Source organism: Nucisporomicrobium flavum, assembly GCF_016464385.1.
In the GTDB taxonomy this organism is placed as follows: Bacteria; Actinomycetota; Actinomycetes; order Mycobacteriales; family Micromonosporaceae; genus Actinoplanes; species Actinoplanes flavus_A.
The window spans coordinates 355,319-377,299 of sequence record NZ_JADMLH010000008.1; the positions used below are offsets into that span (position 1 = coordinate 355,319).

The 21,981-nt window shown below is 70.8% G+C and carries 26 protein-coding genes, 3 tRNA genes and 1 rRNA gene; 13 read left to right on the top strand and 17 right to left on the bottom strand.

What is annotated here, in order from left to right:
- Window positions 1–51: 51 nt before the first annotated feature.
- Both IT780_RS21495 and IT780_RS21500 read left to right on the top strand, forming a co-directional pair.
- Complete coding sequence (locus IT780_RS21495; RefSeq protein ID WP_199513390.1) at window positions 52–621, top strand: hypothetical protein; 570 nt, start codon at window positions 52–54, stop codon at window positions 619–621.
- Window positions 618–1,913: a PrsW family intramembrane metalloprotease gene (locus IT780_RS21500; protein WP_307831299.1), complete on the top strand. Its 1,296-nt coding sequence runs from the start codon at window positions 618–620 to the stop codon at window positions 1,911–1,913. Before IT780_RS21495 ends, IT780_RS21500 begins: the two co-directional genes overlap by 4 nt.
- Window positions 1,914–1,923: 10 nt before the next feature.
- Here IT780_RS21500 and IT780_RS21505 read toward each other — a convergent pair whose 3' ends face one another.
- On the bottom strand, window positions 1,924–2,172 hold the full coding sequence (locus IT780_RS21505) for a hypothetical protein (RefSeq protein ID WP_199513391.1): 249 nt from the start codon (window positions 2,170–2,172) through the stop codon (window positions 1,924–1,926).
- Window positions 2,173–2,312: 140 nt separating this feature from the next.
- On the opposite strand from IT780_RS21505, the gene IT780_RS21510 reads away from it, so the two are divergent.
- From IT780_RS21510 to IT780_RS21520, 3 genes are read left to right on the top strand one after another with little or no spacing between them, the layout of a single operon-like run.
- Entirely contained in the window at window positions 2,313–2,729 is a 417-nt protein-coding gene (locus tag IT780_RS21510; protein ID WP_307831300.1) for a PaaI family thioesterase, read from the top strand.
- A gap of 37 nt (window positions 2,730–2,766) precedes the next feature.
- Window positions 2,767–3,159, top strand: coding sequence for a hypothetical protein (locus IT780_RS21515; protein WP_199513392.1), 393 nt, complete (start codon window positions 2,767–2,769; stop codon window positions 3,157–3,159).
- A 4-nt stretch (window positions 3,160–3,163) separates the two neighbouring features.
- Window positions 3,164–3,856 carry a DUF2786 domain-containing protein gene (locus IT780_RS21520; protein WP_199513393.1) on the top strand — a complete coding sequence of 231 codons (693 nt, stop codon included), beginning with the start codon at window positions 3,164–3,166 and terminating at the stop codon, window positions 3,854–3,856.
- Here the strand turns inward: IT780_RS21520 and IT780_RS21525 are convergent.
- Together IT780_RS21525 and IT780_RS21530 are read right to left on the bottom strand one after the other, a co-directional pair.
- Window positions 3,827–4,144: a hypothetical protein gene (locus tag IT780_RS21525; protein WP_199513394.1), complete on the bottom strand. Its 318-nt coding sequence runs from the start codon at window positions 4,142–4,144 to the stop codon at window positions 3,827–3,829. The two genes, IT780_RS21520 and IT780_RS21525, sit on opposite strands and share 30 nt — an antisense overlap.
- A 92-nt stretch (window positions 4,145–4,236) precedes the next feature.
- Entirely contained in the window at window positions 4,237–4,653 is a 417-nt protein-coding gene (locus tag IT780_RS21530; protein WP_199513395.1) for a YybH family protein, read from the bottom strand.
- Window positions 4,654–4,752: 99 nt separating this feature from the next.
- Here IT780_RS21530 and IT780_RS21535 point away from each other — a divergent pair, with 99 nt between their 5' ends.
- From IT780_RS21535 to IT780_RS21545, 3 genes are all read left to right on the top strand, one after another.
- A complete protein-coding gene (locus tag IT780_RS21535) occupies window positions 4,753–5,124 on the top strand; it encodes a YciI family protein (RefSeq protein WP_199513396.1) in 372 nt (123 codons plus the stop codon).
- Complete coding sequence (locus IT780_RS21540) at window positions 5,121–6,326, top strand: RNA polymerase sigma factor (RefSeq protein WP_443678585.1); 1,206 nt, start codon at window positions 5,121–5,123, stop codon at window positions 6,324–6,326. The genes IT780_RS21535 and IT780_RS21540 overlap by 4 nt, the downstream gene beginning before the upstream one ends.
- A gap of 94 nt (window positions 6,327–6,420) precedes the next feature.
- A complete protein-coding gene (locus IT780_RS21545) occupies window positions 6,421–7,515 on the top strand; it encodes an SGNH/GDSL hydrolase family protein (RefSeq protein ID WP_199513398.1) in 1,095 nt (364 codons plus the stop codon).
- Window positions 7,516–7,550: 35 nt separating this feature from the next.
- Here the strand turns inward: IT780_RS21545 and IT780_RS21550 are convergent, their stop codons facing one another.
- The 3 genes from IT780_RS21550 to IT780_RS43490 all read right to left on the bottom strand — a co-directional run bounded on the left by IT780_RS21550 (window position 7,551) and on the right by IT780_RS43490 (window position 8,770).
- Window positions 7,551–7,865: an STAS domain-containing protein gene (locus IT780_RS21550; protein WP_199513399.1), complete on the bottom strand. Its 315-nt coding sequence runs from the start codon at window positions 7,863–7,865 to the stop codon at window positions 7,551–7,553.
- A 41-nt stretch (window positions 7,866–7,906) separates the two neighbouring features.
- Window positions 7,907–8,335, bottom strand: a complete 429-nt coding sequence (locus IT780_RS21555) for an ATP-binding protein (RefSeq protein ID WP_199513400.1) — start codon at window positions 8,333–8,335, stop codon at window positions 7,907–7,909.
- Between the two features lie 294 nt (window positions 8,336–8,629).
- Window positions 8,630–8,770: a helix-turn-helix domain-containing protein gene (locus IT780_RS43490; protein WP_372443752.1), complete on the bottom strand. Its 141-nt coding sequence runs from the start codon at window positions 8,768–8,770 to the stop codon at window positions 8,630–8,632.
- Window positions 8,771–9,135: 365 nt separating this feature from the next.
- Between IT780_RS43490 and IT780_RS21560 the strand changes: the two genes are divergently transcribed.
- Window positions 9,136–9,465 carry a hypothetical protein gene (locus tag IT780_RS21560; RefSeq protein WP_199513401.1) on the top strand — a complete coding sequence of 110 codons (330 nt, stop codon included), beginning with the start codon at window positions 9,136–9,138 and terminating at the stop codon, window positions 9,463–9,465.
- A gap of 98 nt (window positions 9,466–9,563) precedes the next feature.
- On the opposite strand, the gene IT780_RS21565 is transcribed toward IT780_RS21560, so the two are convergent.
- The 7 genes from IT780_RS21565 to IT780_RS21595 all read right to left on the bottom strand — a co-directional run bounded on the left by IT780_RS21565 (window position 9,564) and on the right by IT780_RS21595 (window position 14,640).
- Window positions 9,564–9,640, bottom strand: a tRNA-Phe gene (locus IT780_RS21565).
- A gap of 32 nt (window positions 9,641–9,672) precedes the next feature.
- A tRNA-Asp gene (locus IT780_RS21570) sits at window positions 9,673–9,749 on the bottom strand.
- 48 nt (window positions 9,750–9,797) lie between these two features.
- Window positions 9,798–9,870 (bottom strand) — tRNA-Glu (locus tag IT780_RS21575).
- A 279-nt stretch (window positions 9,871–10,149) separates the two neighbouring features.
- Complete coding sequence (locus IT780_RS21580) at window positions 10,150–11,172, bottom strand: MerR family transcriptional regulator (protein WP_199513402.1); 1,023 nt, start codon at window positions 11,170–11,172, stop codon at window positions 10,150–10,152.
- Window positions 11,162–11,734 (bottom strand): isopentenyl-diphosphate Delta-isomerase, encoded by a 573-nt coding sequence (idi, locus tag IT780_RS21585; protein ID WP_199513451.1) that lies wholly within the window; start codon window positions 11,732–11,734, stop codon window positions 11,162–11,164. The genes IT780_RS21580 and idi overlap by 11 nt, the downstream gene beginning before the upstream one ends.
- 26 nt (window positions 11,735–11,760) lie before the next feature.
- Window positions 11,761–13,275 carry a phytoene desaturase family protein gene (gene crtI / locus IT780_RS21590; protein WP_199513403.1) on the bottom strand — a complete coding sequence of 505 codons (1,515 nt, stop codon included), beginning with the start codon at window positions 13,273–13,275 and terminating at the stop codon, window positions 11,761–11,763.
- Window positions 13,276–13,419: 144 nt separating this feature from the next.
- Window positions 13,420–14,640, bottom strand: coding sequence for a polyprenyl synthetase family protein (locus IT780_RS21595; protein ID WP_372443753.1), 1,221 nt, complete (start codon window positions 14,638–14,640; stop codon window positions 13,420–13,422).
- Between the two features lie 103 nt (window positions 14,641–14,743).
- Here IT780_RS21595 and IT780_RS21600 point away from each other — a divergent pair, with 103 nt between their 5' ends.
- Window positions 14,744–15,649 carry a phytoene/squalene synthase family protein gene (locus tag IT780_RS21600; RefSeq protein ID WP_199513453.1) on the top strand — a complete coding sequence of 302 codons (906 nt, stop codon included), beginning with the start codon at window positions 14,744–14,746 and terminating at the stop codon, window positions 15,647–15,649.
- A gap of 1 nt (window position 15,650) precedes the next feature.
- On the top strand, window positions 15,651–16,985 hold the full coding sequence (locus IT780_RS21605; RefSeq protein ID WP_199513404.1) for a cryptochrome/photolyase family protein: 1,335 nt from the start codon (window positions 15,651–15,653) through the stop codon (window positions 16,983–16,985).
- Between the two features lie 146 nt (window positions 16,986–17,131).
- Here IT780_RS21605 and IT780_RS21610 read toward each other — a convergent pair whose 3' ends face one another.
- The 4 genes from IT780_RS21610 to IT780_RS21625 all read right to left on the bottom strand — a co-directional run bounded on the left by IT780_RS21610 (window position 17,132) and on the right by IT780_RS21625 (window position 20,414).
- Window positions 17,132–17,962, bottom strand: coding sequence for a hypothetical protein (locus IT780_RS21610; RefSeq protein ID WP_199513405.1), 831 nt, complete (start codon window positions 17,960–17,962; stop codon window positions 17,132–17,134).
- A gap of 85 nt (window positions 17,963–18,047) precedes the next feature.
- Window positions 18,048–19,124, bottom strand: coding sequence for a serine hydrolase domain-containing protein (locus tag IT780_RS21615; protein WP_199513406.1), 1,077 nt, complete (start codon window positions 19,122–19,124; stop codon window positions 18,048–18,050).
- Complete coding sequence (locus IT780_RS21620; RefSeq protein WP_199513407.1) at window positions 19,121–19,570, bottom strand: ATP-binding protein; 450 nt, start codon at window positions 19,568–19,570, stop codon at window positions 19,121–19,123. Before IT780_RS21620 ends, IT780_RS21615 begins: the two co-directional genes overlap by 4 nt.
- Window positions 19,557–20,414, bottom strand: a complete 858-nt coding sequence (locus IT780_RS21625; protein WP_199513408.1) for an MEDS and STAS domain-containing protein — start codon at window positions 20,412–20,414, stop codon at window positions 19,557–19,559. Before IT780_RS21625 ends, IT780_RS21620 begins: the two co-directional genes overlap by 14 nt.
- Before the next feature lie 105 nt (window positions 20,415–20,519).
- Between IT780_RS21625 and IT780_RS21630 the strand changes: the two genes are divergently transcribed.
- Together IT780_RS21630 and IT780_RS21635 are read left to right on the top strand one after the other, a co-directional pair.
- Window positions 20,520–21,362 carry a Rieske (2Fe-2S) protein gene (locus IT780_RS21630; protein WP_233413206.1) on the top strand — a complete coding sequence of 281 codons (843 nt, stop codon included), beginning with the start codon at window positions 20,520–20,522 and terminating at the stop codon, window positions 21,360–21,362.
- Between the two features lie 504 nt (window positions 21,363–21,866).
- Window positions 21,867–21,981: ribosomal RNA gene (locus tag IT780_RS21635) — 16S ribosomal RNA — on the top strand; the annotation flags it as partial.

Here is a 21,981-nt window from a genome sequence, read left to right on the forward strand (position 1 = left end):
CAAAACGTTCTCCACCGCGAGCCCGTGCCCCCGGCCCGATAGCGTAAAGGTATGGGGAGTGTTACTCGGCGTCAGCTGACGAACCTCCTCGGCGCGCTCAGCCTGGTAGCCGCGCTGGGCGGTCTCGCCTTCGGCCTGCCGGCGCTCGACCACGCGCTGCCGGCCGAGCGTTCGGTGCCGGTGGATCGCCCGTACGACATCGGGGGTGGAGTGACCGTCATGCCCCCGCCCGGAGCTCGCGTCGACGTGACCGAGACCCGTCCGACCGAGACGTCCGGGACCGTGCTGTTCCGGCTCGGGCCGGTCCGCTATTTCATCAGCGTCCAGCCGTTCGACGGGGACCTGCGGGCCGCGGTCGAACGGCTGCGGCAGCGCATCACCGGCACGTCGGGCTACCAGGTGACCGGCACCGAGCTGACCGTCGCGACCGCCGGCGGCCTCGCGGGGCTGCAAGGCGGCTACAGCGGTCCGGGTCGCGGCGGCCGGTACGCGGTCTTCGTCGCCGACGGTCACACCATCGAGGTCACCGTGAGCGGCGCCGACCTGGATCTCGGCCGTACGTTGCCGGCGATCGACGCCAGCACCCGGACGCTGCGGTCGGCGCCGGAGCCGGCCCGGTGACCGCGGAGCCTCGGTTGCGCAGCGCGCGGTCCGCGCCCGTACAGCCGGGATCGCCGCCGGATCTCGGGGTGCTGCGGCTGCCGGGGTTCTGGATCGTGGTGGCGGTGCTGGCCGTGGGCGCCGTACGGATGTCGATGATCGCGGGGCAGTTCGCGGCCGCGTACCCGATCGCGCTGCTCACCGCGGCCGCTCTGTTCGCGCTGCTGGCCGTCCCGTTCTGGTTCGTCGTCTCGGAGCTCGACTTCCTCGAGCGGGAGCCGCTCGGGCTGCGCGTGCTGGCGTTCTGCTGGGGCGGGCTGGTCGCCACCGCGGTCTCCATCCCGGCCAGCGCCGCCCTCGACGACGTGATCGCCAAGCTGGGCTCGCCGCACCTCGCGGCCGACTGGGGCGCCGCGTTGGCCGGGCCGACCGTCGAGGAGATCGCCAAGACGCTCGGCGTGGTCGCCATCGTGCTCGTCGCCCGGGCACAGGTGAACAGCGTGCTGGACGGGGTCGTGTACGGCGCGCTGGTCGGCCTGGGATTCCAGATCGTCGAGGACATCGTGTACGCGATGGGCGCGGTCGCCCTGGCCGGCCGGGGTGACCACGTCGAACCGGTCATCACCACGTTCCTGCTGCGGGGCTTCCTCTCCGGCGTCTGGAGCCACACCCTGTTCGGCGCGCTGGCGGGCGCGGGCATCGGGTATCTCGTCGTGCGCTGCGAACGGACGCTGCGCACGCGGATCGGCGTGGCGATGCTGGGCGTGCTCGGGGCGTGGGCGTCGCACGTGCTGTGGAACTCGCCGCTGTTGCGCGACGGGCTCGGCAACGGCGCGATCGCCCTGCTCGTCGTGCTCGTCCTCAAGGGGCTGCCGCCGCTGCTGCTGATCTGGCTGCTCGTCCGCTCGGCGCATGACCGGGAGGCCGACTACTACGCCGAGCAGCTCGCGGCCCTGGACGATCCGGAGCTCATCACGCCGGCGGAGGTCGAGGCCCTCAAGTCAGGGTCGCGGCGGGCCAGCGCGCGGTGGCACGCCCGGGTCCAGGCCGGGTTCCGCGCGCGGGCGGCCGTACGGCGGCTGCAGCGCGCCCAGGCCCGGCTGGCGGTCGAGCTGAGCCGCGGCACCGAGGACCTCGGCCGCTGGTGCCGGGAGGTACGCCGGCAGCGCCGCATCCTCAACCGGCTGGGACATCCGGAGGCGGTCGTGCCCGAGGGCAAGGGTCCGTGGCGGCGTACCGCCTCGGCGGTCTTCTCCACGGCCCTGGCCGTCGCGGTGCTGTGGGCGGCCGTCAGCACGCTCGGCGGCGGCTGACCGGCGCGGCTCAGACGACCGGCGGGATGCCACCGTCGCCGTCGACCACCATGTCGGGGGTGCCGTCCTCGTCGAGGTCCACCATCGTGATGTCGACCTTGCCGTCGCCGTCCGTGTCGAACTGGAACAGGTCCGCCTTGCCGTCACCGTCGGTGTCCGACACCCACACGTCCGGCTTGCCGTCGCCGTTGGTGTCGGTGGCGAGCAGGTCGACCCGGTCGTCCCCGCGAGTCTCGACGATCTCCTGCGGCTCGCTCATGAACTGTCTCCTCGCTCCGGCAATGCGAATAGGTGGGTACCAACGTAGGGCCCAGGGGGTACCCCCGCGACCCGGGCGGTCGCCGGAGCTGTGACGGAAGTCGCTGGATCGAGCGGAACCCGCCGGTAACGTTGCCCCTCGTGAGTACAGCGGCAGATGCCATGCAGGCCCTCCTCGCCAGCGGGGGCGGATCCCTGGGCGAGCGGATGGGAATCCGGATCACCGAGGCCACCCCCGAGCGGGTGGTCGCCACGATGCCGGTCGAGGGCAACACCCAGCCGTACGGGCTGCTGCACGGCGGCGCGTCGTGCGTGCTCGCCGAGACGATCGGTTCCGTGGGGGCGGCGCTGCACGGTGCCACGGTCGACCGGCCGTTCGCCGTGGGCGTGGACATCAACGCCACGCACCACAAGGGCGTACGGTCCGGCGAGGTCACGGGCGTCGCGACCCCGGTGCACCGCGGGCGTACGGCGGTCACGTACGAGATCGTCATCTCGGACGAGGACGGCGACCGGGTGTGCACCGCCCGCCTGACTTGCCTGCTTCGAGGGGCCTGAGCCGCGTTTCTTGACGAATCCGCGTACCTTTCTTGACGTGACCGACGTACCACAGCACGCATTGGACGACGCGGCGCAGGTGCTGCACTGCGCGCTCAGCGGCGACTCCGACGCTGTGGTCTGCACCTTCGACGCGGTCGTGGACCGTTCGGGCGTGGTGGGCGCGTACGACGTGGCCTGGTGCCTCGCCGCAACGATGGTGGGACAGAACGTGCCCACGGGCGGCGCGTGGACCCTCGACTTCCCCGGCATCGACGACGCCCGGTACGACAAGCGCTGGGTGGCCAGGTTCGTCAGCGCGTACGTGAACGGCGACATCCCCACCGGTGAGGCTCTGTTCGGGGCCGCCATCGCCGACGGTCAGCTCCCGGACTGCCTGCTCGCACTGGCGGGATCCACGGTGGCGACGCTGCGTCACCGCGCGGCATGACCGCATGACCGATCGGCTCCTGGAGCGGGTCAGGAAGCTGCTGGCGAAGGCGGAGAGCCCCGCGTGCACCCCCGCCGAGGCCGAGGCGTTCACCGCCAAGGCCGCCGAGCTCATCGCCAAGTACGGCGTCGACCAGGCGTTGCTGGCCGGCGCCGATCCCGCCGCCGACCCGGTCGGTGATCGCATCGTGACGGTGGAACCGCCGTACTCGAGGGACAAGGCCGGCCTGCTCGGAGCCGTCGCCATCGCTCTGCGCTGCAAGGTCGTGCACCTGGAGCGGCGCGGCACCGCGCGGATCCACCTCTTCGGGCACCGCGCCGACCTCGAGCGCGTCGAGCTGCTGTTCACCTCCCTGCTCGTGCAGGCCGCGCACGGCCTCGCCGCGGCCGCGGTACCGACCTACGACCACCCGGCGGCGTTCCGGCGCTCGTGGCTGGTCGGCTTCACCGAGGCGATCCGGGCCCGGCTCACCGCAACAGAGCAGGCGGCGGCCGCCTCGGCACCGGGCGCGGAGCTGGTGCTCGTCGACCGGACCGTTGCGGTGGAGCGCCGGCGCGACGAGACGTACCCGAAGCTGGCCCGGCTGGGACCTCGCCGGCTGGCCGGCAGCGGCCGCGGCCAGGGGTATGCGGCCGGCCGCACCGCCGACCTGGGCGGCAGCCGGCCGCTAGATTTTTTCCGCGCTCCGGAGATATAGGGCCTTTGCGTACTGCGCGGCGGCGGCCTCGTTGTACATCGAGGCCTGCGCCATGTACCACTGGTTGTCCGCGAGCGCCTTCTTCGCCTGCGTCATCCCCGACCACCGGATGTCCGCATCGACCTCGGACAGCCCGCGCGCCTTGAAGTTCCGCCGCATCTGCATCTTGCCGAGCCGGAAGTTCTCCGCGGCCTGCTCGGCCTCGCGCATGCACGCCATTCCCTTCTCGCTCAGCGCCTCGGCCAGATTGAAGGCGCCCTGCTCCTCGGTGGTGGTGAATGTCGGCACGTCGTTCCTCCCGTGAACTTGGTTCACGGATAGCAGTACGTATCAGGTGCCGATTCCGCTAGGTGCGTGCAAGAAAGGTCAAACTGCCGGCTTCACGGCTTCAGATCGATGGAGGCCTTGAAGGAGCCGTCCATGTCGAACGGCACCGATTCGTGCTCGTGGGTCACCACCCACCGGCCGGCGACCTTGCGCAGGCCCAGCGTCGAGCGGAACCACAGGGTGAAACTCTCCGGCATCCCCTTCGGCGTCGCCGTCAGGCAGTTCAGGCTCGTGCAGAACGCCACGTCGTCGCCGGCGGTCACCTCCAGATCGGTCACCTCCAGGCTCATCGACTCCTCGAACGTCGCCAGCCACGCCGACACCGATTCGACGGTGCTCTCCGGCTGGCGAAGCGGCGGCGCGAGCGTGAACTCGACGATGCCGGGCGCGTTGTGGGCCAGCATCGCCCGCGGGTCCTTCGCCGCCACTGCGGCCGCTCGCTCCAGGACGACGGTACGGATCTCTTCCACGATTTCCTCCTCGCGTACGGGTCTGTCACCGGTGATGTCGAAGCGGTGGACGCGGTTTCGACGTCACCGGGTGGAGGATCCATTCCTGAGGAGGAAAAGATGAAGTACCTGATCCTGATCCAGTCGAACGAGCGGTCCCTCGCGGTCTGGGAGACGCTCACCGACCAGCAGCGCACCGACTTCGGGGTCGGGCACCTCAAGCTCAGCCAGGAGATGGCCGAGGCGGGCGTGCTCGTCGCCTCGGAAGGGCTCGCCGACCCGTCGCTCGCCACCTGGGTGTCGGTCCGCGACGGCCGGACGATCGCCTCCGACGGCCCGTACGCCGAGGTCAAGGAGCACCTCGCCGGGTTCTACCTGATCGACTGCGCGGACGCCGACGAGGCCGTCGCCTGGGCCGCCAAGGTGCCGGACGCCGCGTACACGCAGGTGGAGGTCCGGCCCGTGCTCGACATGAGCGGCTGGGACTTCTGAGCGTGGCCGTGGCGCTGGAGGATCTGCTGCGCGAGTACGCGCCGCAGGTCCTGGGCGCGGTCGTGCGCCGGTACGGCGACTTCGACACGTGCGAGGACGCGGTCCAGGAGGCCCTGCTCGCCGCCGCCCAGCAGTGGCCGATCGAGGGCATCCCGGCGCAGCCCCGCAACTGGCTGATCACCGTCGCGTCCCGGCGCCGCATCGAGTCGCTGCGCAGCGAGACCGCCCGGCGCCGCCGGGAGGACGCGGTCAGCCACGAGCCGGCCACCGCGGCGGTCCCGTCCGTCGACGACTCGCTCACGCTTCTGCTGCTGTGCTGCCACCCTGCGCTGACCACCGCCTCCCAGGTGGCGCTGACGCTGCGCGCGGTCGGCGGCCTCACGACGGCCGAGATAGCCCGGGCCCTGCTCGTGCCGGAGTCCACGGTCGGGCAGCGGATCAGCCGGGCCAAGCAGCGGATCCGGGAGGCGGGGGCCAGGTTCGCGCTGCCGCCGCCGGAGGAGCTCGAGACGCGGCTGGTCGCCGTACGCCAGGTCCTGTATCTGATCTTCAATGAGGGGTACACCGCCAGCTCGGGCGCACGGCTGCACCGTGTCGAGCTGAGCGCGGAGGCCGTACGGCTGACCCGGCAGCTCCGGGACCGCCTGCCCGGCGACGGTGAGGTGGCCGGCCTGCTCGCGTTGATGCTGCTCACCGACGCGCGGCGGCCGGCGCGGACGCGACCCGACGGTGCCCTGGTGCCCCTCGCCGACCAGGACAGGTCGCTGTGGGACCGCGCGGCGATCGCCGAGGGGATCGCGCTGATCACCGCGACGCTGGCCCGGGCGCCGATCGGGCCGTACCAGCTCCAGGCCGCGATCGCGGCGGTCCACGCCGAGGCGGCCCGCGCCGAGGACACCGACTGGCCGCAGATCCTCCGGCTGTACGCGATCCTCGAAGCGCTCGCGCCCGGCCCGATGGTCACGCTGAACCGCATCGTCGCGCTCGCCGAGGTACGCGGACCCGCCGAGGCGCTGCGGCAGCTGGACGCGGCGGCGCTGGGCGGGCATCACCGGGTGGCCGCGGTCCGGGCTCACCTGTTGGAGCGAACCGGCGACCTCGCCGCCGCCCGGTCCGTCTACCTCGACGCGGCCCGGCGGACGCTCAGCGTTCCGGAGCAGCGCTACCTGGCCGCCCGGGCCGCCCGCCTTCGTGCACCGTGATCACAACCCACCGCTACCGGGAGGAAATCGTGTCGTGCGCCACGGCGCCGATGGTTCGGGTGTCTGAGCCGCCGGTGATCGGGAGGAGCACGTCGTGGGCGTACGCGAGCAGGGTTGGTCCGGCGCGGGCCGGCTCGGTGTCAAGGCGATGACCGGGCTGCTCGCCGTGGGCCTCGTCGCGGGCATCGGCGGCACGCACATGGCCGCCGCGGACACGCCCGGGCCCGCCGCGCGACAGGCCGAGCCCACGCCGGCCCGGGTTACGCCGGCCCGGGTTACGCCGGCGCCCTCCTCCAGCGCGCGGACCGACGCCTTCGAAGCCACCCGGGTCATGCCGCTCGGCGACTCGATCACCCGCGGCACCGGCTCACCGACGCGCGCCTCCTACCGGATGGACCTCGCCGGGCGCCTGCTCAAGGGCGGCATGGAGATCAACTACGTGGGGTCGCAGCGGGACGGCACGGGCAGCGACATCAACCACGAGGGCCACGGCGGCTGGACCATCGACGAACTCTCCGGCCAGCTCGACGGCTGGCTCGACGCGTACCGCCCGGACGTCGTCCTGCTGCACGCCGGCACCAACAACATCACCCAGGGTGACTCGGCCTCGACCACGGCCCGCAAGCTCTCCGCGATGATCGACCAGATCCGCACGGCCCGGCCCGACGCGTACATCTTCGTCGCGCAGATCATCACCAGCCGGGTGCCCCGGGAGGCGGCCGTCGACCGCGCGTACAACCGGCTGATCCCGCAGCTGGTCGCGGCCAAGCAGGACGACCGCATCACGGTCGTGGACCAGTCGTCGGTGGCCGGCATCGACCTGCACGACCTCCACCACCCCAACGACTTCGGCTACTCCAAGATGGCGTGGAACTGGTACCGCGGCATGTCCCGCGTATTCGGCACCTCCGGCGACACCGGCCCCGACCCGTACCGGATGAGCCGGGCGGTCCGCTGCCTCGCCACGAAGACCACGGTCGACGGCGAGGAGCGCCACCGCACCGAATGCCGCCTCTGGACGTTGCGGACCACCACGGTCACGACCGACGGCGTGAAGCGACAGGTACGCGCCTGGATGACGCTTCGGGAGACCAAGCAGAGCTATCGCGTACGGGTGAACGGCGAGCTGCAGACGCGGACGCGGGTCGTCCGGCGCTGGACCGGCCCCGGCAATCTCCTCAACCTCTGACCGCTTCGGGGCCGCGTGCCCGTCGCCGGGTCGCGTCAGGTCTGGCCGGTCTCGAACATCTCCAGAACGCCGGAGACGTCGAGCACCCGGTGCACGAGCCCGTGCGCGTTGACGATCGACATCTTCACTCCGGCCGCCCTGGCGGCGAGGAAACCCTCGATCAGCGCGCCCATCGCCTCGCTGTCGAGGAAGGCCGTATCGTCGAAGTCCACGACGAGGGCCCCCGCCCCGTCCTCCTGCGCGGCGGCCACGAGGACATCGCGCAGCTCCTCGCGAGCGTTGATGTCCAGATCGCCGGACAGCCTGACAGCACCCGCCTCCCGGGTGATCTGGTAGCTCGGCTCGATCACGGACAACCCTCTGACTTGATCAATCGTCCTGCGATCATAGGTCAGCCGGGCATCGGGAACTCGGCCCAGACGTGCTTGCTGTCACCCTCGACATACCACCCGATCTCCAACGCGAACTTGCTCGCCAGCTGCAGCCCCAGCCCACCCTGCCCGAGCGGCCGGCCCTCGCTGTACTGCGGCACCACGTCGGGTGCCTTGTCGTCGACGTCGAGCACGTACCGGGAACCGGACCGGCCGAGCCGTACGGTAGTCGGCGGCAGCGCGTGCCGCAGAGCGTTGGTGGCCAGCTCCGTCGCAACGAGACAGACCTTCTCCGGAATTTCGTCGAGGGCAGCCCCCTCGGCCAGCGCCTCCCCGGTGACGGCCTCGTGCAGGGACGCCCGCAGGAGCTTCAGCTGGGCGGGGCTGTCCAGGACCCACCGGCGGAGCTCGGTCATCGGCGGCGGTAGCTGTGCGCTGAGTGAAGGCATGACTCTGTGTTGCCCTACAGGCCCGCGGATCATGTATCCCGCGCCCACTTCCCGCCCGTTCGGCGCAGCTCCGGTCCCTCTCGGGCGATTCGACCTTGGCGTTGCAGGATCCGGTCGATGGTGCGTTCCGAAGGCACCATCAGGTCCCTGCGGGTGACGCAGCATGTCCAGGCGGATCCGTCGGCGCTCCCCACCGTGGATCTGTCCGGCGCGTCTGCGCCACCGCCTCCTTGACCTGAGTAGGCGAGGAATGCGGCCGATGCGACCGATCCACCAGACCGACCAGCTGCCCACTCACATACCGGCCCCCCAGCGATGCACCGTCGACCGGTGCACCCCGACGCCGGCAGCCACCTCCGTGACATCCGCACCCGCCGGCACCGCACGAACCGCGTCCAGACGTTGCTCGACAACCGACAAGACAACCAGCGCCAATCCCGGCCTTCCCGAACCACAGACGCCCCGCGGAGACCTCGGGCTCAGGGTGCCGAAACAGACCGCTGTCGCAGATCACCTGGCGAACGCGTGTCGCACCAGTCGACGGAGGACAGGCTGCGCTGCGACCACACTGTCAAATTATCTTTCCTGGATGAAGGCGCCGCGCAAGCGCGCGCGGCCGGCCGAGCACGGCCTGCTGGCGGCCTCCGGCCGGCATCGGCCGGCGTGCCGGCAGATCTCTGCGACGGTGCCCAGATCGAGGCGATGCCTCCGGCGGGAGCGTTCAGGCTTCGGGGATGGCTGAGGGTTCACAAGTCAGCGATAAGGGAGACGATGCCGCCCCAATATGCGACCTTTGGATCATGGCTCTAGACCTGCGGAATCTTATGATTCGGAGCTATCTGATCGGGGTGATTGGGCGGCCGGATGCGAACCTTCCCACGTATGGCGACCTGCACCAGAGGTTCGGGGGCGGCTATCAGAATCAGGGACGTTTCCTCCAGACGATCTACGACGACTGCACGGAGAACAAGGAACCAGACCTGACGGTTCTGGTCGTGGGTGCAGACACCCGCCTGCCGTCCCGGTTTGAAGGACGAGAGTGGAAGGACTCGCCAGAGGTCCGTCAACGCTGGCGTGAGGCTGTAAAAGCGGTCAAGGCATGGAAGTGGTCCAACACCAGGTTCCTGTAGGGCGCTACCGACGCTGGCAGACCGGCGCGAGCCCGGACAGCAAAACGCCCACCGTGCGTTTCCGCAGGTGGGCGGTGCTCAAAGCCCGGCGAAGGACTTGGTGGCCAGGGGCGGGGTCGAACCGCCGACCTTCCGATTTTCAGTCGGACGCTCGTACCAACTGAGCTACCTGGCCGATGCCGCGGATGGTGCTTGCGGCTGGGCTTGTGGCGGTCCTGACGGGACTTGAACCCGCGACCTCCGCCTTGACAGGGCGGCGAGCACTCCAACTGCTCCACAGGACCTTGCTGATGTTGCTCTTTTCTACCACCTGCACTGACCCAGGTGGTCCGTACCCCCAACGGGATTCGAACCCGTGCTACCGCCTTGAAAGGGCGGCGTCCTAGGCCACTAGACGATGAGGGCAACTCCGCCATCATTGCACATCGGCAACTCCTGCGGTGTGGGCCCCAACCGGCCCCGCTTGAGGCTTGGAAAGCATACGTGATGCCGGTGCCGTCCTCCAAACCGGTATCCCCCTTGCCGCGGCAAGCCGTTGACCAGGGAAAACATCGGCCCGGCGGAAACGGGCGCGCCAAGGGTGTGCCGAGCGCCACTGAGCCGGCGCGGACGTCATGAGCCGGTCCCCTCGGGCTGCGCCAGTCCGAGGGTGGTGCACCGGTCCGGGGGTCGTGCGCCGGTCCTTCACACCGCCTCCGGTGCCACGGCGGCCGAGATCAGCTGGACGCCCTCGCCGAGGCTGCGGAGCCGTACGACGCCCTCCGGGAGGCCCTCGGCCGGCCATCCCGGACCGGCGGCCGCCGCCAGCAGGGGGACGTGACCGGACGACAGCAGGCGTTCCCATTGCGAGGGATCGCCGGTGTCGGGCAGCTGGGACCACAGCACCACCGCGATCGGCCCCGTACGCGCCACCGCGTCCGCCAGCGCCTGGGGTGGCACCCGGGCCCCGAGCATCCGGGTCGGGACGCCGTGCTCGGCCAGGGCCGCCGCGAGCGCCTCCAGCGGCAACGTGTGCTGCTCCTCGTCCGCCGCCGCGAGCAGAACGCGGGGGTCCCGCCCGCTCGGGGGACGCGGTACGGCGCTCAGCACCTCGGTCACCCCGCGTGACATCAGGTGCTCGACCTCAACGAACCGTTTCGTGGCCTCGTAGCGGTCGCCGATGCCGATCAGCACCGGCATGATGATCTCTTCCCAGGTGGCCACCACACCGCGACTGACCATGGACATCTCGAGGATGTCGCGGAGCGCGGGCGCGTCCAGGCGCATGGCGGCGCGGGCCAGGCCACGGGCGGCGGGGCCGGCCCGGCCGGTGCGGATGGCATGCCCGCCACCGTCACGGCTCGTGATGGTGAGGCGCCCGGTAAGCTCCGGCCAGACCGCGTCGATCCGGGTCCGTTGCGGTGGCGATTCGCCCGGCGGGCTCTCGGATCGGGTGTCCGGCGGGGCGGCGATCCCGGTCTCGGGCATGTCGATCGGAACGGGGACCCGGCGCGCCCACGCGGCGGCCTCCGCCGGCGGCACGCCCTGCGCGGTGAGGCGGCGCATCACCTGGAGGCGGTCCATGTCCTCCGGGGTGTACCGGCGGTGGTGGCCGGGCACGTGCCGGCTCGGGCCCAGCCCGTACCGCTGGTGCCAGGTGCGCAGGGTGGTGACGGCGACGCCGAGCCGGCGCGCCACGGCTCCCGCGGTCAGGGCCTCATCGGCCACCTGACGACTCCGCCGTGTCCGTACGGTCGAGGAACTGCTGCAGCCGTTCGGTGACGCCCGACAGCCAGGGTGCGTACGCGCGCGGCTCCCGTGCGATCGCCTGCGTCAACTCGTCGAGCGGCACCCAGCGCACGTCGGCCACCTCGTCGGGGTCGGCCAGCACGGGCAGGTCCGCGCTCACCTCGCCGAGCAGCACGTGGTCGTACTCGTATTCGACCCGTCCCGTGGAGGGGTCCTCCGCGTAGTACGAATACACGCCCACCTCGGTCAGCGGCACCTCGGCCACCCCGACCTCCTCGACGAGCCGCCGGCCGGCCGCGATCTGCAGGGACTCCTCCGGAAGCGGGTGCCCGCAACACGTGTTGGCCCAGCGCAGCGGGAACCGAGTCTTGACCTCCGACCGCTGCTGCAGCAGCACGCGGCCCGCGGGGTCGCGCAGGAACACCGAGAACGCCCGGTGCAGCATGCCGGGGGCGGTGTGCGCCTCGTCGACCGTCACCTCCCCGACGGCCTGACCGTCCGGGTCGACGAGTTCGACCAGGTGGCTCTCGCGGGATCCGATGCCGTTCTCGCTGCCGCGCGTCTCGCTCACATCGTTCTCCCCACGATCTCGCCCCGCTGCCCGGCCGGCCCGGCGACCCGGGTGGCCGCCAGCTTTCCGGAGATCAACACCATCGGTACGCCCACGCCCGGCTGCGTTCCCGAGCCGGTGAACACCACATTGGGCAGCGTCGGGTGGAGGTTTCCGGGGCGGAACGGGCCGGTCTGCGTGAACGTGTGGGACGAGGCGAACGGCGTACCGGCCGCCATGCCCTGCGCCGCCCAGTCCGCCGGCGTGATGATCCGCTCCACCTCGACGCCGTCCCGGAAGCCCACGTAGCCGCGCTGTTCCAGCACCTGCATCAGCTCGTCGGCGTAGCGACGGCCGAGGCCACCGTTCCAGTCGAAGGGCGCGGCGTCGAGGTTGGGCGTCGGCGCCAGCACGTAGTACGTCTGGCGGCCGGCCGGCGCGACGCCGGGATCGCTGCGGCTGGGGTTGGTGACCAGCAGCGACGGGTCGCTCATCAGCAGCCCTTGCCGGATGACCTCGTCGAACGTGCCGCGCCACGCGGCGCCGAAGTGGATGTTGTGGTGCGCGATCTTCGAATACGTGCGGTCCGATCCGATGTGGAGCACCACGCACGACGGCGAATAGGTGAGCTTGCGCGGGCGCCGGCTCGCGGGCAGCAGGTCGCGGTACGCCACCGGCAGGTCCGGGTTGAGCACGACCACGTCCGCGGGGATGCGCTCGCCCGTGTCGGTGCGCACGGCGGTGGCGCGCCCGTTGGCGGTCTCCACGGCGGTCACCGTCGTCTCGTACCGGAACTGCACGCCGTGCTTCTCCGCGGCGCCGGCCAGCGCCCTGGGCACGGCGTGCATGCCGCCGCGCGGGAAGAACACCCCGGCGACGGAGTCGAGATACGCGATCACCGCGTAGATCGCGAGGGCGTCGTGCGGCGCCAGGCCGGCGTACATGGCCTGGAAGGAGAAGATCCGTTGAGTACGCGGATCCCTGAAGTACTCGTTGATCTTCGGCTGCAGCCGGCGGAAGCCGCCCATGCCGAGGAGCTTGACGAGGTTGAGGTTGATCAGGTCGAGCGGGGTGTCGAGATTGCGGTCGATGAAGTTGTCCCGCTCGAGGCGCCACAGGTCGCGGGCGAAGTCCACGAACCGCAGGTAGCCGTCGGCCTCCCGGGGCCCGCAGACGCGCGAGATCTCGGCGGCCATCCGTACGGTGTCCGTCTTCACGTCCAGCGTCGACCCGTCCGGGTAGTACGCCCGATAAGCAGGGTCGAGCGGCGTCAGCTCCAGCCAGTCGGACAGCTTCTCCCCGACGGCGGCGAGCGGCTCCTCGATCAGCTCGGGCATGGTCAGCACGGTCGGGCCCGTGTCGAACTCGTACCCATCGACCGACAGCCGGCCGGCCCGGCCACCGGGCACGGCTTCACGCTCGACGACGGTCACCTGCCGCCCGGCGGCGGCCAGGTGCAGAGCGCAGGCCAGGCCGCCGAGTCCAGCTCCGACGACGACGACGTGGTCGGTCGGTCCGGTCACTCTTCGCACGTCACCAGCTCCAGAGGGGGTGGGCGAGCCGCCGGTGGGAGGCTCGCGGGGAGAAGTCGATCGTCGGCGGTCCCGGGGCGGGACGGCTCTGCGGGCACGGCTCGCGTGGTCCGGCAGGAGGGTGTCGGAGCTCGGCCATGCCCATCATGCTGGGCGGTGGGTCGCGGTCACGGCAAGGTCGGTCAGTGCGGCGCGGGCCTCGTGCTCGATGGGCGCGTCGAGCAGGGCTGCGACCGCCTCCTCGACCCGTTGCCGGATCATCGCCTCCACGCGGGCCACGGCCCCGGTCTCGACGATGATCTCCGCCTGCCGCGCGACCGTCTCGTCCGTGTGGTCGGGCGACGGGAATCCGAGCGGGCGCGACGAGTCGTTCCCGGGCGGACTCCACGGTGAGAGGGGGCCGCCGGAGCCGTCGGCGGGGATGACGGCTCCGGCGGGGTCTTTGGTGAGCTCGGCGCGCTGAGCGGGCGTCGCGAGCTGGCGGGCGAGCATCAGGAGGGCGGTCGGCTTACCCGTGCGCAGGTCGTCCCCGGCCGGTTTCCCTGTCACGGCGGGGTCGCCGTACACACCGAGGATGTCGTCGCGGAGCTGGAACGCCTCGCCGACCGCTATGCCGTAGCTGTTGTAGGCGTCGTCGACGGCGGCAGCGTCCTCCCGGGCCGGACCGGCCAGGGCCAGCCCGAACTGCAGCGGCCGCTGCACCGTGTAGCTCGCCGTCTTGTGGCGGGCCACGAGCAGGGCGCGGTCGACCGTCCAGTCATGCGGCTGGGCCTCGCCCAGCACGTCGAGATACTGGCCCGCGACGGCTTCGACGCGCATCCGGTCGTAGCGGGCCCGCACGGCGAAGAGGGTCGAGGTGGTCAGCGCGGTCTGCGCGAGCAACTGGTCCGCCCAGATCAGGCAGAGGTCGCCGACGAGGATCGCCGAGGTCTCGCCGAAGTGGTCCGGATCGCCGAGCCGGCCAGCGCTGCCGTGCTGCGCGGCGAAGAGCCGATGCGCGGTGGGCCGCCCCCGGCGGGTGTCCGAGCCGTCCATCACGTCGTCGTGCACCAGGGCGAAGGTGTGCATGAGCTCGAGCGCCGCGAGGGCGGGGAGCACCGGGTCGACCGGCTCGCGGAAACCGACCACGCCGCGCCAGCCCCAGTGGGCGAACGTCGGCCTGAGTCGTTTTCCGCCCGCGAGCACGAGGTCGCGCGTCGTTCTGGCGAAGGAACCGAGCGCCGGGTCGACGGTGTCGAGGGCGGCGATCTGGCTGGCGAGGAAGTCGGCCAGCGTCCCCTCGACAGCATTCACCAGGCCGTTCATGGGTATCGGCTGATGTGAGGTCCCGCAGCGCGGGTTGCCCTCGAGGATGTCGTTGGCCACGAGGACGACAGTACCGTAGGCTGCGTGTTGCGTCGATTCGTGAGTCGATTTGTTTTTCAAGGATGCGATGGAGGCAGCCGTGGGGGCACTGGTGGGGACAGCCGTGGAGACGGATCTGGCAGCCGCCTATGAACGCTGCCGCCGGCTGCATCGCAGCCATGGCCGCACCTATTACCTCGCGACCCGGTTGCTACCCGCCTGGAAGCGTCGTCATGTCCACGCGCTCTACGGCTTCACCCGTTTTGCGGACGAGATCGTGGACCGCACCGAGGATCTGCCACCGGCCGAGCGGGCCGAGCGGCTGAACGAGTGGTCCGGGCGCTTCCTCGCCGGGCTGCGCGGCGAGCCGGTCGACGATCCGCTGCTGCCGGCGGTGCTGCACACGATCGCGGTGTTCGACCTGAGCGTCGACGACTTCGACGCGTTCCTGCGCAGCATGGCGATGGACCTGACCGTCACGTCGTATGCGACATATGACGACCTGCTCGACTACATGGAGGGTTCCGCGGCGGTCATCGGCACGATGATGCTGCCCATCCTCGGCTCCACCGACCCGGCCGCCGCTCGTGAGCCCGCCCGCCAGCTGGGCCTGGCCTTCCAGCTCACCAACTTCATCCGGGACGTGGCCGAGGACCTCGACCGGGGCCGCACCTATCTCCCCGACGCGCACCTCGCCGAGTTCGGGCTGACCCGCGACGACCTGGTCGCGGCCCGGGCCGCCGGACGGTCGACCCCGGCCGTCAAGGCCCTGATCCGGGCCGAGGTCGCCCGCGCCGACGAGCACTATGCGGCCGCGGCGCCCGGCATCCCGCTGCTGCAGCCCGGCTCGCAGGCGTGCATGCGCACGGCTTTCGAGCTGTATGCGGGCATCCTCGACGAGGTGATCGCCGCCGACTACGACGTCTTCGTCCGCCGGGCGACCGTCCCCAACCGGAGGCGTGCGCGCGTTGCCGTCCGGTCGCTGTTCACCCGTCCCGGCACCCCCGTGCAAGAGCTGGTGCGTGCCTGACATGCGCACAGCGATCGTGCTCTTCACCCGCGACCTGCGGGTGCACGACAACCCCGCCCTGGCCGCGGCCTGCGCCACCGCGGAGACCGTCGTGCCGCTCTTCGTCCTCGATCCTCACCTGCAGAAGCTCTCGCCCAACCGGGCGCGCTTCCTGCACCAGAGCCTCGCGGATCTGCGTGAGAGCCTGCGTTCCCGCGGTGGCGACCTGATCGTCCGGGAGGGCGAGCCGGTGGCCGAGACGATGCGGCTGGCACGGGAGGTGCAAGCGGAGGGGATCGCCCTCGCCCAGGACGTGAGCACGTACGCCCGGCGCCGCGAAGCCCGCCTGCAGGACGAGTGTGAACGGCACCGAATCTCGTTGCGGCTGTTCCCCGGCACCACCGTGGTGCCCCCGGGAGGGGTGCGGCCCGGCGGCGGGGACGGGCACTACAAGGTCTTCTCGCCGTACTACCGGGCGTGGGAGTCGGCCAAGTGGCGTGACGAGGTGGCGACCCCCGCGCGGATCGCGCTCCCCGCCGACCTGGCCGGTGCCCCGTTGCCGCCCCCGCCTGAAGGTGAGTCGCCGGCGGCTCTCGAGGGTGGTGAGACCGAGGGACTGCGGCGGCTCAAGGCCTGGCCGCGGCACGTCGGCTCGTACGACGACCTGCACGACGACATGGCCGCCGATGCGACGTCGCGGCTGAGCGCGTACCTCCGCTTCGGTTGTCTCTCTCCGCTGACCGTGGCGAACCGGACGCGCGAGCTCGACGGCGCCGGACCGGCGGCGTTCCTGCGCCAGCTCGGCTGGCGCGACTTCTACTACCAGGTCACGCACGCCTTCCCGAAGATCTCGACGGAGGCGTATCGCGCGAGCGGTGACACCGGCTGGCGGAACGACCAGGATGCGCTGCAGCACTGGAAGGACGGGCTGACCGGTGTGCCGATCGTCGACGCGGGCATGCGGCAGATGCAGGCGGAGGGGTGGATGCACAACCGCGCCCGGCTCATCACCGCGGCGTTCCTGACCAAGCATCTCGGCCTGGACTGGCGCGACGGCGTGAAGTGGTTCTTCCGCTGGCTGAACGACGGCGACGTGGCGAACAATTCGGGCAATTGGCAGTGGGTGGCGGGCACCGGGAACGACACCAGACCCTACCGCCGGTTCAATCCGATCCGGCAGGCCGAGCGCTTCGACCCCGACGGCGTGTACGTTCGTCGCTACGTACCGGAGTTGACATCGATCGCGGGGAAGGCCGTGCACCAACCGTGGCGCCTGCCCGATACGGTTCGATCAGGCCTGGACTACCCCGCACCGCTGGAGTCGCATCGCGACGAGGCGGTGTGGCTGAGGCCGTGAAGCTTCCGTCCGGTTCGCCGGGCGGAGGGCGGGTCCTGCCGGCCCGTTGCGTTCGTCCGTTGTAGGCCGGCGGGACCCGCGCCGCCTGCCCGCTGAACCCGGCAGGGACGGGCGTCATCCTGCCCACCGCGCGAACGCCGGAAACCTCAGCTGGGCAACGTCCGCCACGCGGCGTAGTGGTGCACCGCGATCCCGCCGAATGCCGCGGTGCTGCGCGTCGCGGCGTCCACCTTCGACAGTTCCTCGTCGAGACGCGTCGCGCCCTCCTCGGCGAACGTGCAGTACGTGCAGTCCGTCAGCGGACCGGTCTCCGCGCCGAGGCGCACGCGCTTACCCAGGGCCCTGCCCCGCGCCAACCAGTCCTGGCTGATGTCGAGCATCGAGTTCGTCCCCGTGCCGGTGTCGCGGTAGCTCATCACGGTCACGGCGTTGACGCGGCGGAGCACCTCGTCCGCGAAGTTCTTGCGGCCCAGCTTGTACTGGCCGTACCAGAACGGCACGTCGGCTTCGAGCGGCAGGCTGCTGGCCGTACGCATCTTGTCGAGCAGCGCGAGGAAAGCGGTCTGCGTGCCGCGCTGGTCCGTGGTCCAACCGTCGGTGGCGTACGGCTCGACGTCGACGTGGATGCCGGAGAACAGCCCGGTCGACACCACGGCCCGCTGCCATGCCAGCGCGGCGGCCTGATCGGTGACCCAGTCCGGGTCGCCGCCCAGCGCGCGCAGCTTGATGCCCAGCGGTGTGACGCGTTCCTTCAGGTCCTGCAGCCGGGCCAGGTCACCGTTGGTGAGCACGGCCGGAGCCACGTACACGAAGATCTCGGAGACGCCCTTGGCCACCGCCCAGTCGACGACGTCGATGGCCGGGTCGGCACCCCAGAGCCACATGGCCCGGGTGCCGGCCGGCGCGGCGGTGAGGCCCGCACTGCCCGCGGACGACGCCCCGGGCAGTGCGAAGGCGGCCATGAGAATCGCAGACACCAGCCCTGCCTGCCATCGAGCTCTCATGACCGCCCCCTTTCGGTGTTCCTCTTCCGCGGGGGTTCAGAATCGGCGGTGCCTCCGGTCAGCTGAGAAGTCGCACCGAGGAGATTGCGGTGTCGAGCGCGTCCACCCGTTCGAAGTCACCGAGCCGCCGGGTCACGTAGCCGATGGCGTGGCCGCGCGCGGGATCGGCCCATCCCGCGTTCCCGCCGAGCCCGCCCATTCCCCAGGTGCCGTCGCTCTCCAGCTGTACGCCCAGCCCCCACGTCGTCTCGTGCCCGATGAAGCGGTCGAGTCCCGTGAAGTGCGCCGCGGTCATCTCCTCCACGAGAGCCGGGCTGAGCAGCCGGTGCCCGTCGAGCTCGCCGCCGGCCAGCAGGCCCGCATAGAAGCGCGCCACCGCCTCGGCAGTCGTGTGCAGGTTGACGGCCGGCACAACCGCCGTACGCCACGCCGCGCTGTTGACCACGGCCAGGTCCCGCGCGCCCGCCGGGTTGGCGACCGCCCGCTCGTGCACCGAGCCGCGTTCGCTCGTCCGGTCCGGCCAGTCCGCCCCGTGGAACTCCAGCTCGGCACAGCGTTCCTGGGCGTCGGCGTCCAGGCCGAAGCCGAAGTCGAGCCGCCACGGGCCGGCGATCTCCTCGGCCACGAACAGCGCGGGATCGCGTCCGGTCACCCGGCGTACCAGCTCGCCGAGCAGGTGACCGTACGTGAGCGCATGCTCGGCCGCGACGGTCCCCGGCGGCCATTCCGGGCGGGCGGCGGCCAGGTCACCACAGAGCAGCTCCCAGTCGCTCCACGCGGAGGCGTCCCTCGGCACCGGAAACGTCGGCAGTCCCGCTGTATGCGTCAGCACCTGCCGTACGGAAGCAGGGGTCTGGAACTCCGGCCAATGCCGCGCGACCGGATCGTCCAGGCCGACCATCCCTAGCTCCACCAGCAGCAACACGGCCAGCGCAATCACAGGTTTGCCCACCGAATAGACGTCGACGAGCGTCCGCTCATCCCAATCCCGGGTACGCGCGCTGTCCCGCCAGCCCTCCCGCAGATCCACGACGACCACGCCGTCCCGGAACACGCACAGTGCCGACCCGCCGCACGCCTGCTCGGCGAAGGCTTCCCCGACCGCTTCGTAGCCGGGAGCGACGTACCCGGTCACAGCGCGACAACCGCCGTGACCGTCGTGCCGCGGTCGCCGGTCGAGATGTGCAGGTCCGACATCCGGCGTGCCAGCCACAGTCCCCGCCCACCAGGCGCCGCGTGTGACGGCAATTCCCGCCCGGCGCCGTCGGGATCAGCCAGGCCCGCGCCGTGATCGCTTATCTCGCAGTGCACCGCGCGCCCCGCCACCCACATCCGTAACCGGCCGCTGCCGCCACCGTGCCGTACCGAATTGCTGGAGAGCTCGTGCGCGACGAGGATGACCGATTCGGCCGTACCCGCGTCCGCAACGTCCCTGGCCAGGGACGCGACGGCGGTCCGCAGAGCCGCCAGGTTGCCGCCGTGGAACTCCTGATCGAGCAGGACGCGAGGGCTGGCGGGCCGGGGAGGCCGGTTCTGCGTCCCTCGCCGGGGCGCAAATCCGGTCCGTTCAGCGTTCACCATGGCGCACCAGCATCCGCAGGGCCGGTACCCGGGTGGCGCCGGCCTCGATCAACGTCCGCTCGACCGGCTCGGAACAGACCACCACCATCCGGCGGCGGTCCGGCAGATTGGTCGCCGTCCGCAGGATCACCTCGGCCGCGCTCGGGTCGAGGAAGTGCAGCTGGTTCAGGTTGAGATGGATGTCCGGATCCAGGCGTACGGCCTCAGCCAACGCGTCACGCAGGGCGTCGGCCCGGGTCCGATCAAGGTCACCGGCCACGCGTACGCCCGGAGGCACATGCTGCCGGCAGATGCGCAGTACGGCGTCCTCGTGGTAAACCCGCGCCGCTACCGTCCGCGCATGGACCCGGGACGCATAGCCCAGCGTCACCGGGTCGAAGCTCTCGCGGTCGTACTCGCAGACAGCCGTCAACCGGCCGTCCACGAACAGCCGGGCCACCTCCGACTCGAACACCAGCAGCTGCTCGGCGTTCGCCTGCGGCCGGGCCGCCCAGCACATGTCCGCGGTGATCCGCAGACCGCTGCGCCCGCGTTCGAGCGTCCGCCGCAGCTCACCGGCGAGGAGCTCGACCATGGTGGCCGCCTCGGGCGCCGCCCCGCCGCCCCAGAGCCGATCAGCGGGAACGACGCGCAGATGCGTACCGTCCCTGATCCCGCGCTCCGTCAGCTCGGTGCGGAGCTCGTCCACTCCAACGGCGTCCGTGAAGCAGATGATCTCCTCGTCCCGGCTCCGGCCCGCCGCCACGAACGCGGCCAGGATGTCCAGCCGCTCCTCCGGGTCGGAGAAGGTCAGGCACGCATGGTCTCCCGGTGCGAGCCGATCCACCGGCGTCGAGGCGGCCATCTGTCCTCCCAAATCGCGGAGCTGCTGCATACCCGTGCGTACCGGACCTCATGCGCCGCGAATGGGCGAGCCTCAACGGGGTAACAGCACCCTATGTTGCGGCAGATGATCTCCCGGCTCGAGAAGACCACGGCTCTGGACGGCATCAGCAACCGCCTTCAGAGCACCGTCCAGAAGGTGGCGCAGCCCCGCGCCCTCCGTGACCTCCTCCACGGGACGTGGGTCGGTCACCCCCTGCATCCCGTCCTGGTCCAGGTTCCGGTCGGCTCGTTCATGAGCGCCGCGGTCCTGGACGCGCTGCCCGGCCAGCGCAAGGCGGCCACCACCCTGATCAGCGTCGGCACGGCCTCGTCGGTGCCCGCCATCGCCGCCGGCCTCGTCGACTGGTCGTCGCTGTCCAAGGACCAGCGCCGGGTCGGCCTGGTCCACGCGACAGCCAACACCGTCGCCCTCGGCCTCTATGTGTGGTCACTCTCGGCCCGTAACAGCGGGCGGTGGGGCATGGGACGCCTTCTCGCGTACGCCGGCCTGTCGGTCGCCGGCGCCGGCGCGTACCTGGGCGGGCACCTGTCGTACCAGCAGGGCGCCGGGGTGAACGTGGCCGTGCCGCAGCTCCTCGAGCTGCCGGACGACTGGGCCGAGGTCGGGGAGGTCGCCTCGCTGCCCGAGGGCCGTCCGACCGTACGCACCATCGAAGGCGTACGCGTCCTCCTCTACCGCCACGGGGAGGAAGTGACCGCGATGCTCGAGCAGTGCGGGCACCAGGGCGGGCCGCTGGGCGAGGGAGAGGTCGAGGGCTCCGGCGCCGCCGCCTGCGTGGTGTGCCCCTGGCATGGCAGCACCTTCCGGCTCATCGACGGCGTCGCTGTGCACGGCCCTGCCTCCACGGACCAGCCCACCCTCCGTACCCGCATCCAGGACGGCGTTCTGTCGGTAGCCGCGCCCTGATCGTGGTTTCCCCAGGTCAGGACGATGTGGCCCGGGACACGGGGGGTCGATTTGGCCGGGCGGAAACGAGGGGGTAATGTTCTGCGAGCCGGCAGGGAAACGGGCGAGGCAAGCGGAACGACCTGGGAAGCCAAGGAGACTTGGTAGACCAGGGAGGTCAGCTACACCGGCCGTCCTGCCAAATCCTTCGAACTTCGGGATCGTAGCGATGCTGCCTTGTGCAGCGCCGCCCCGGGCCCGGAACGAAGGGTGCGCTAGGACAGATCGGCACGAACCGGGAGATACCGGTTGACAGGGCCAGGAAGACCTAGTAAAGTTGAACGAGTGCCCCGGGGGCGGGCCGCCGAGTAAGGCGGCAAGTTTGCCGGTGTGTGGTTGTTCTTTGAGAACTCAACAGGGTGCTTGATAAGCCAGTGCCAATTGATGATTTACCCCGGCCAGGCCTTTTGGTTTGGTTGGATTCCTTTGGCAGCATTACATGTTGCCGGGATACTTTTCAAGTTTTTGTTGGAGAGTTTGATCCTGGCTCAGGACGAACGCTGGCGGCGTGCTTAACACATGCAAGTCGAGCGGAAAGGCCCTTTCGGGGGTACTCGAGCGGCGAACGGGTGAGTAACAC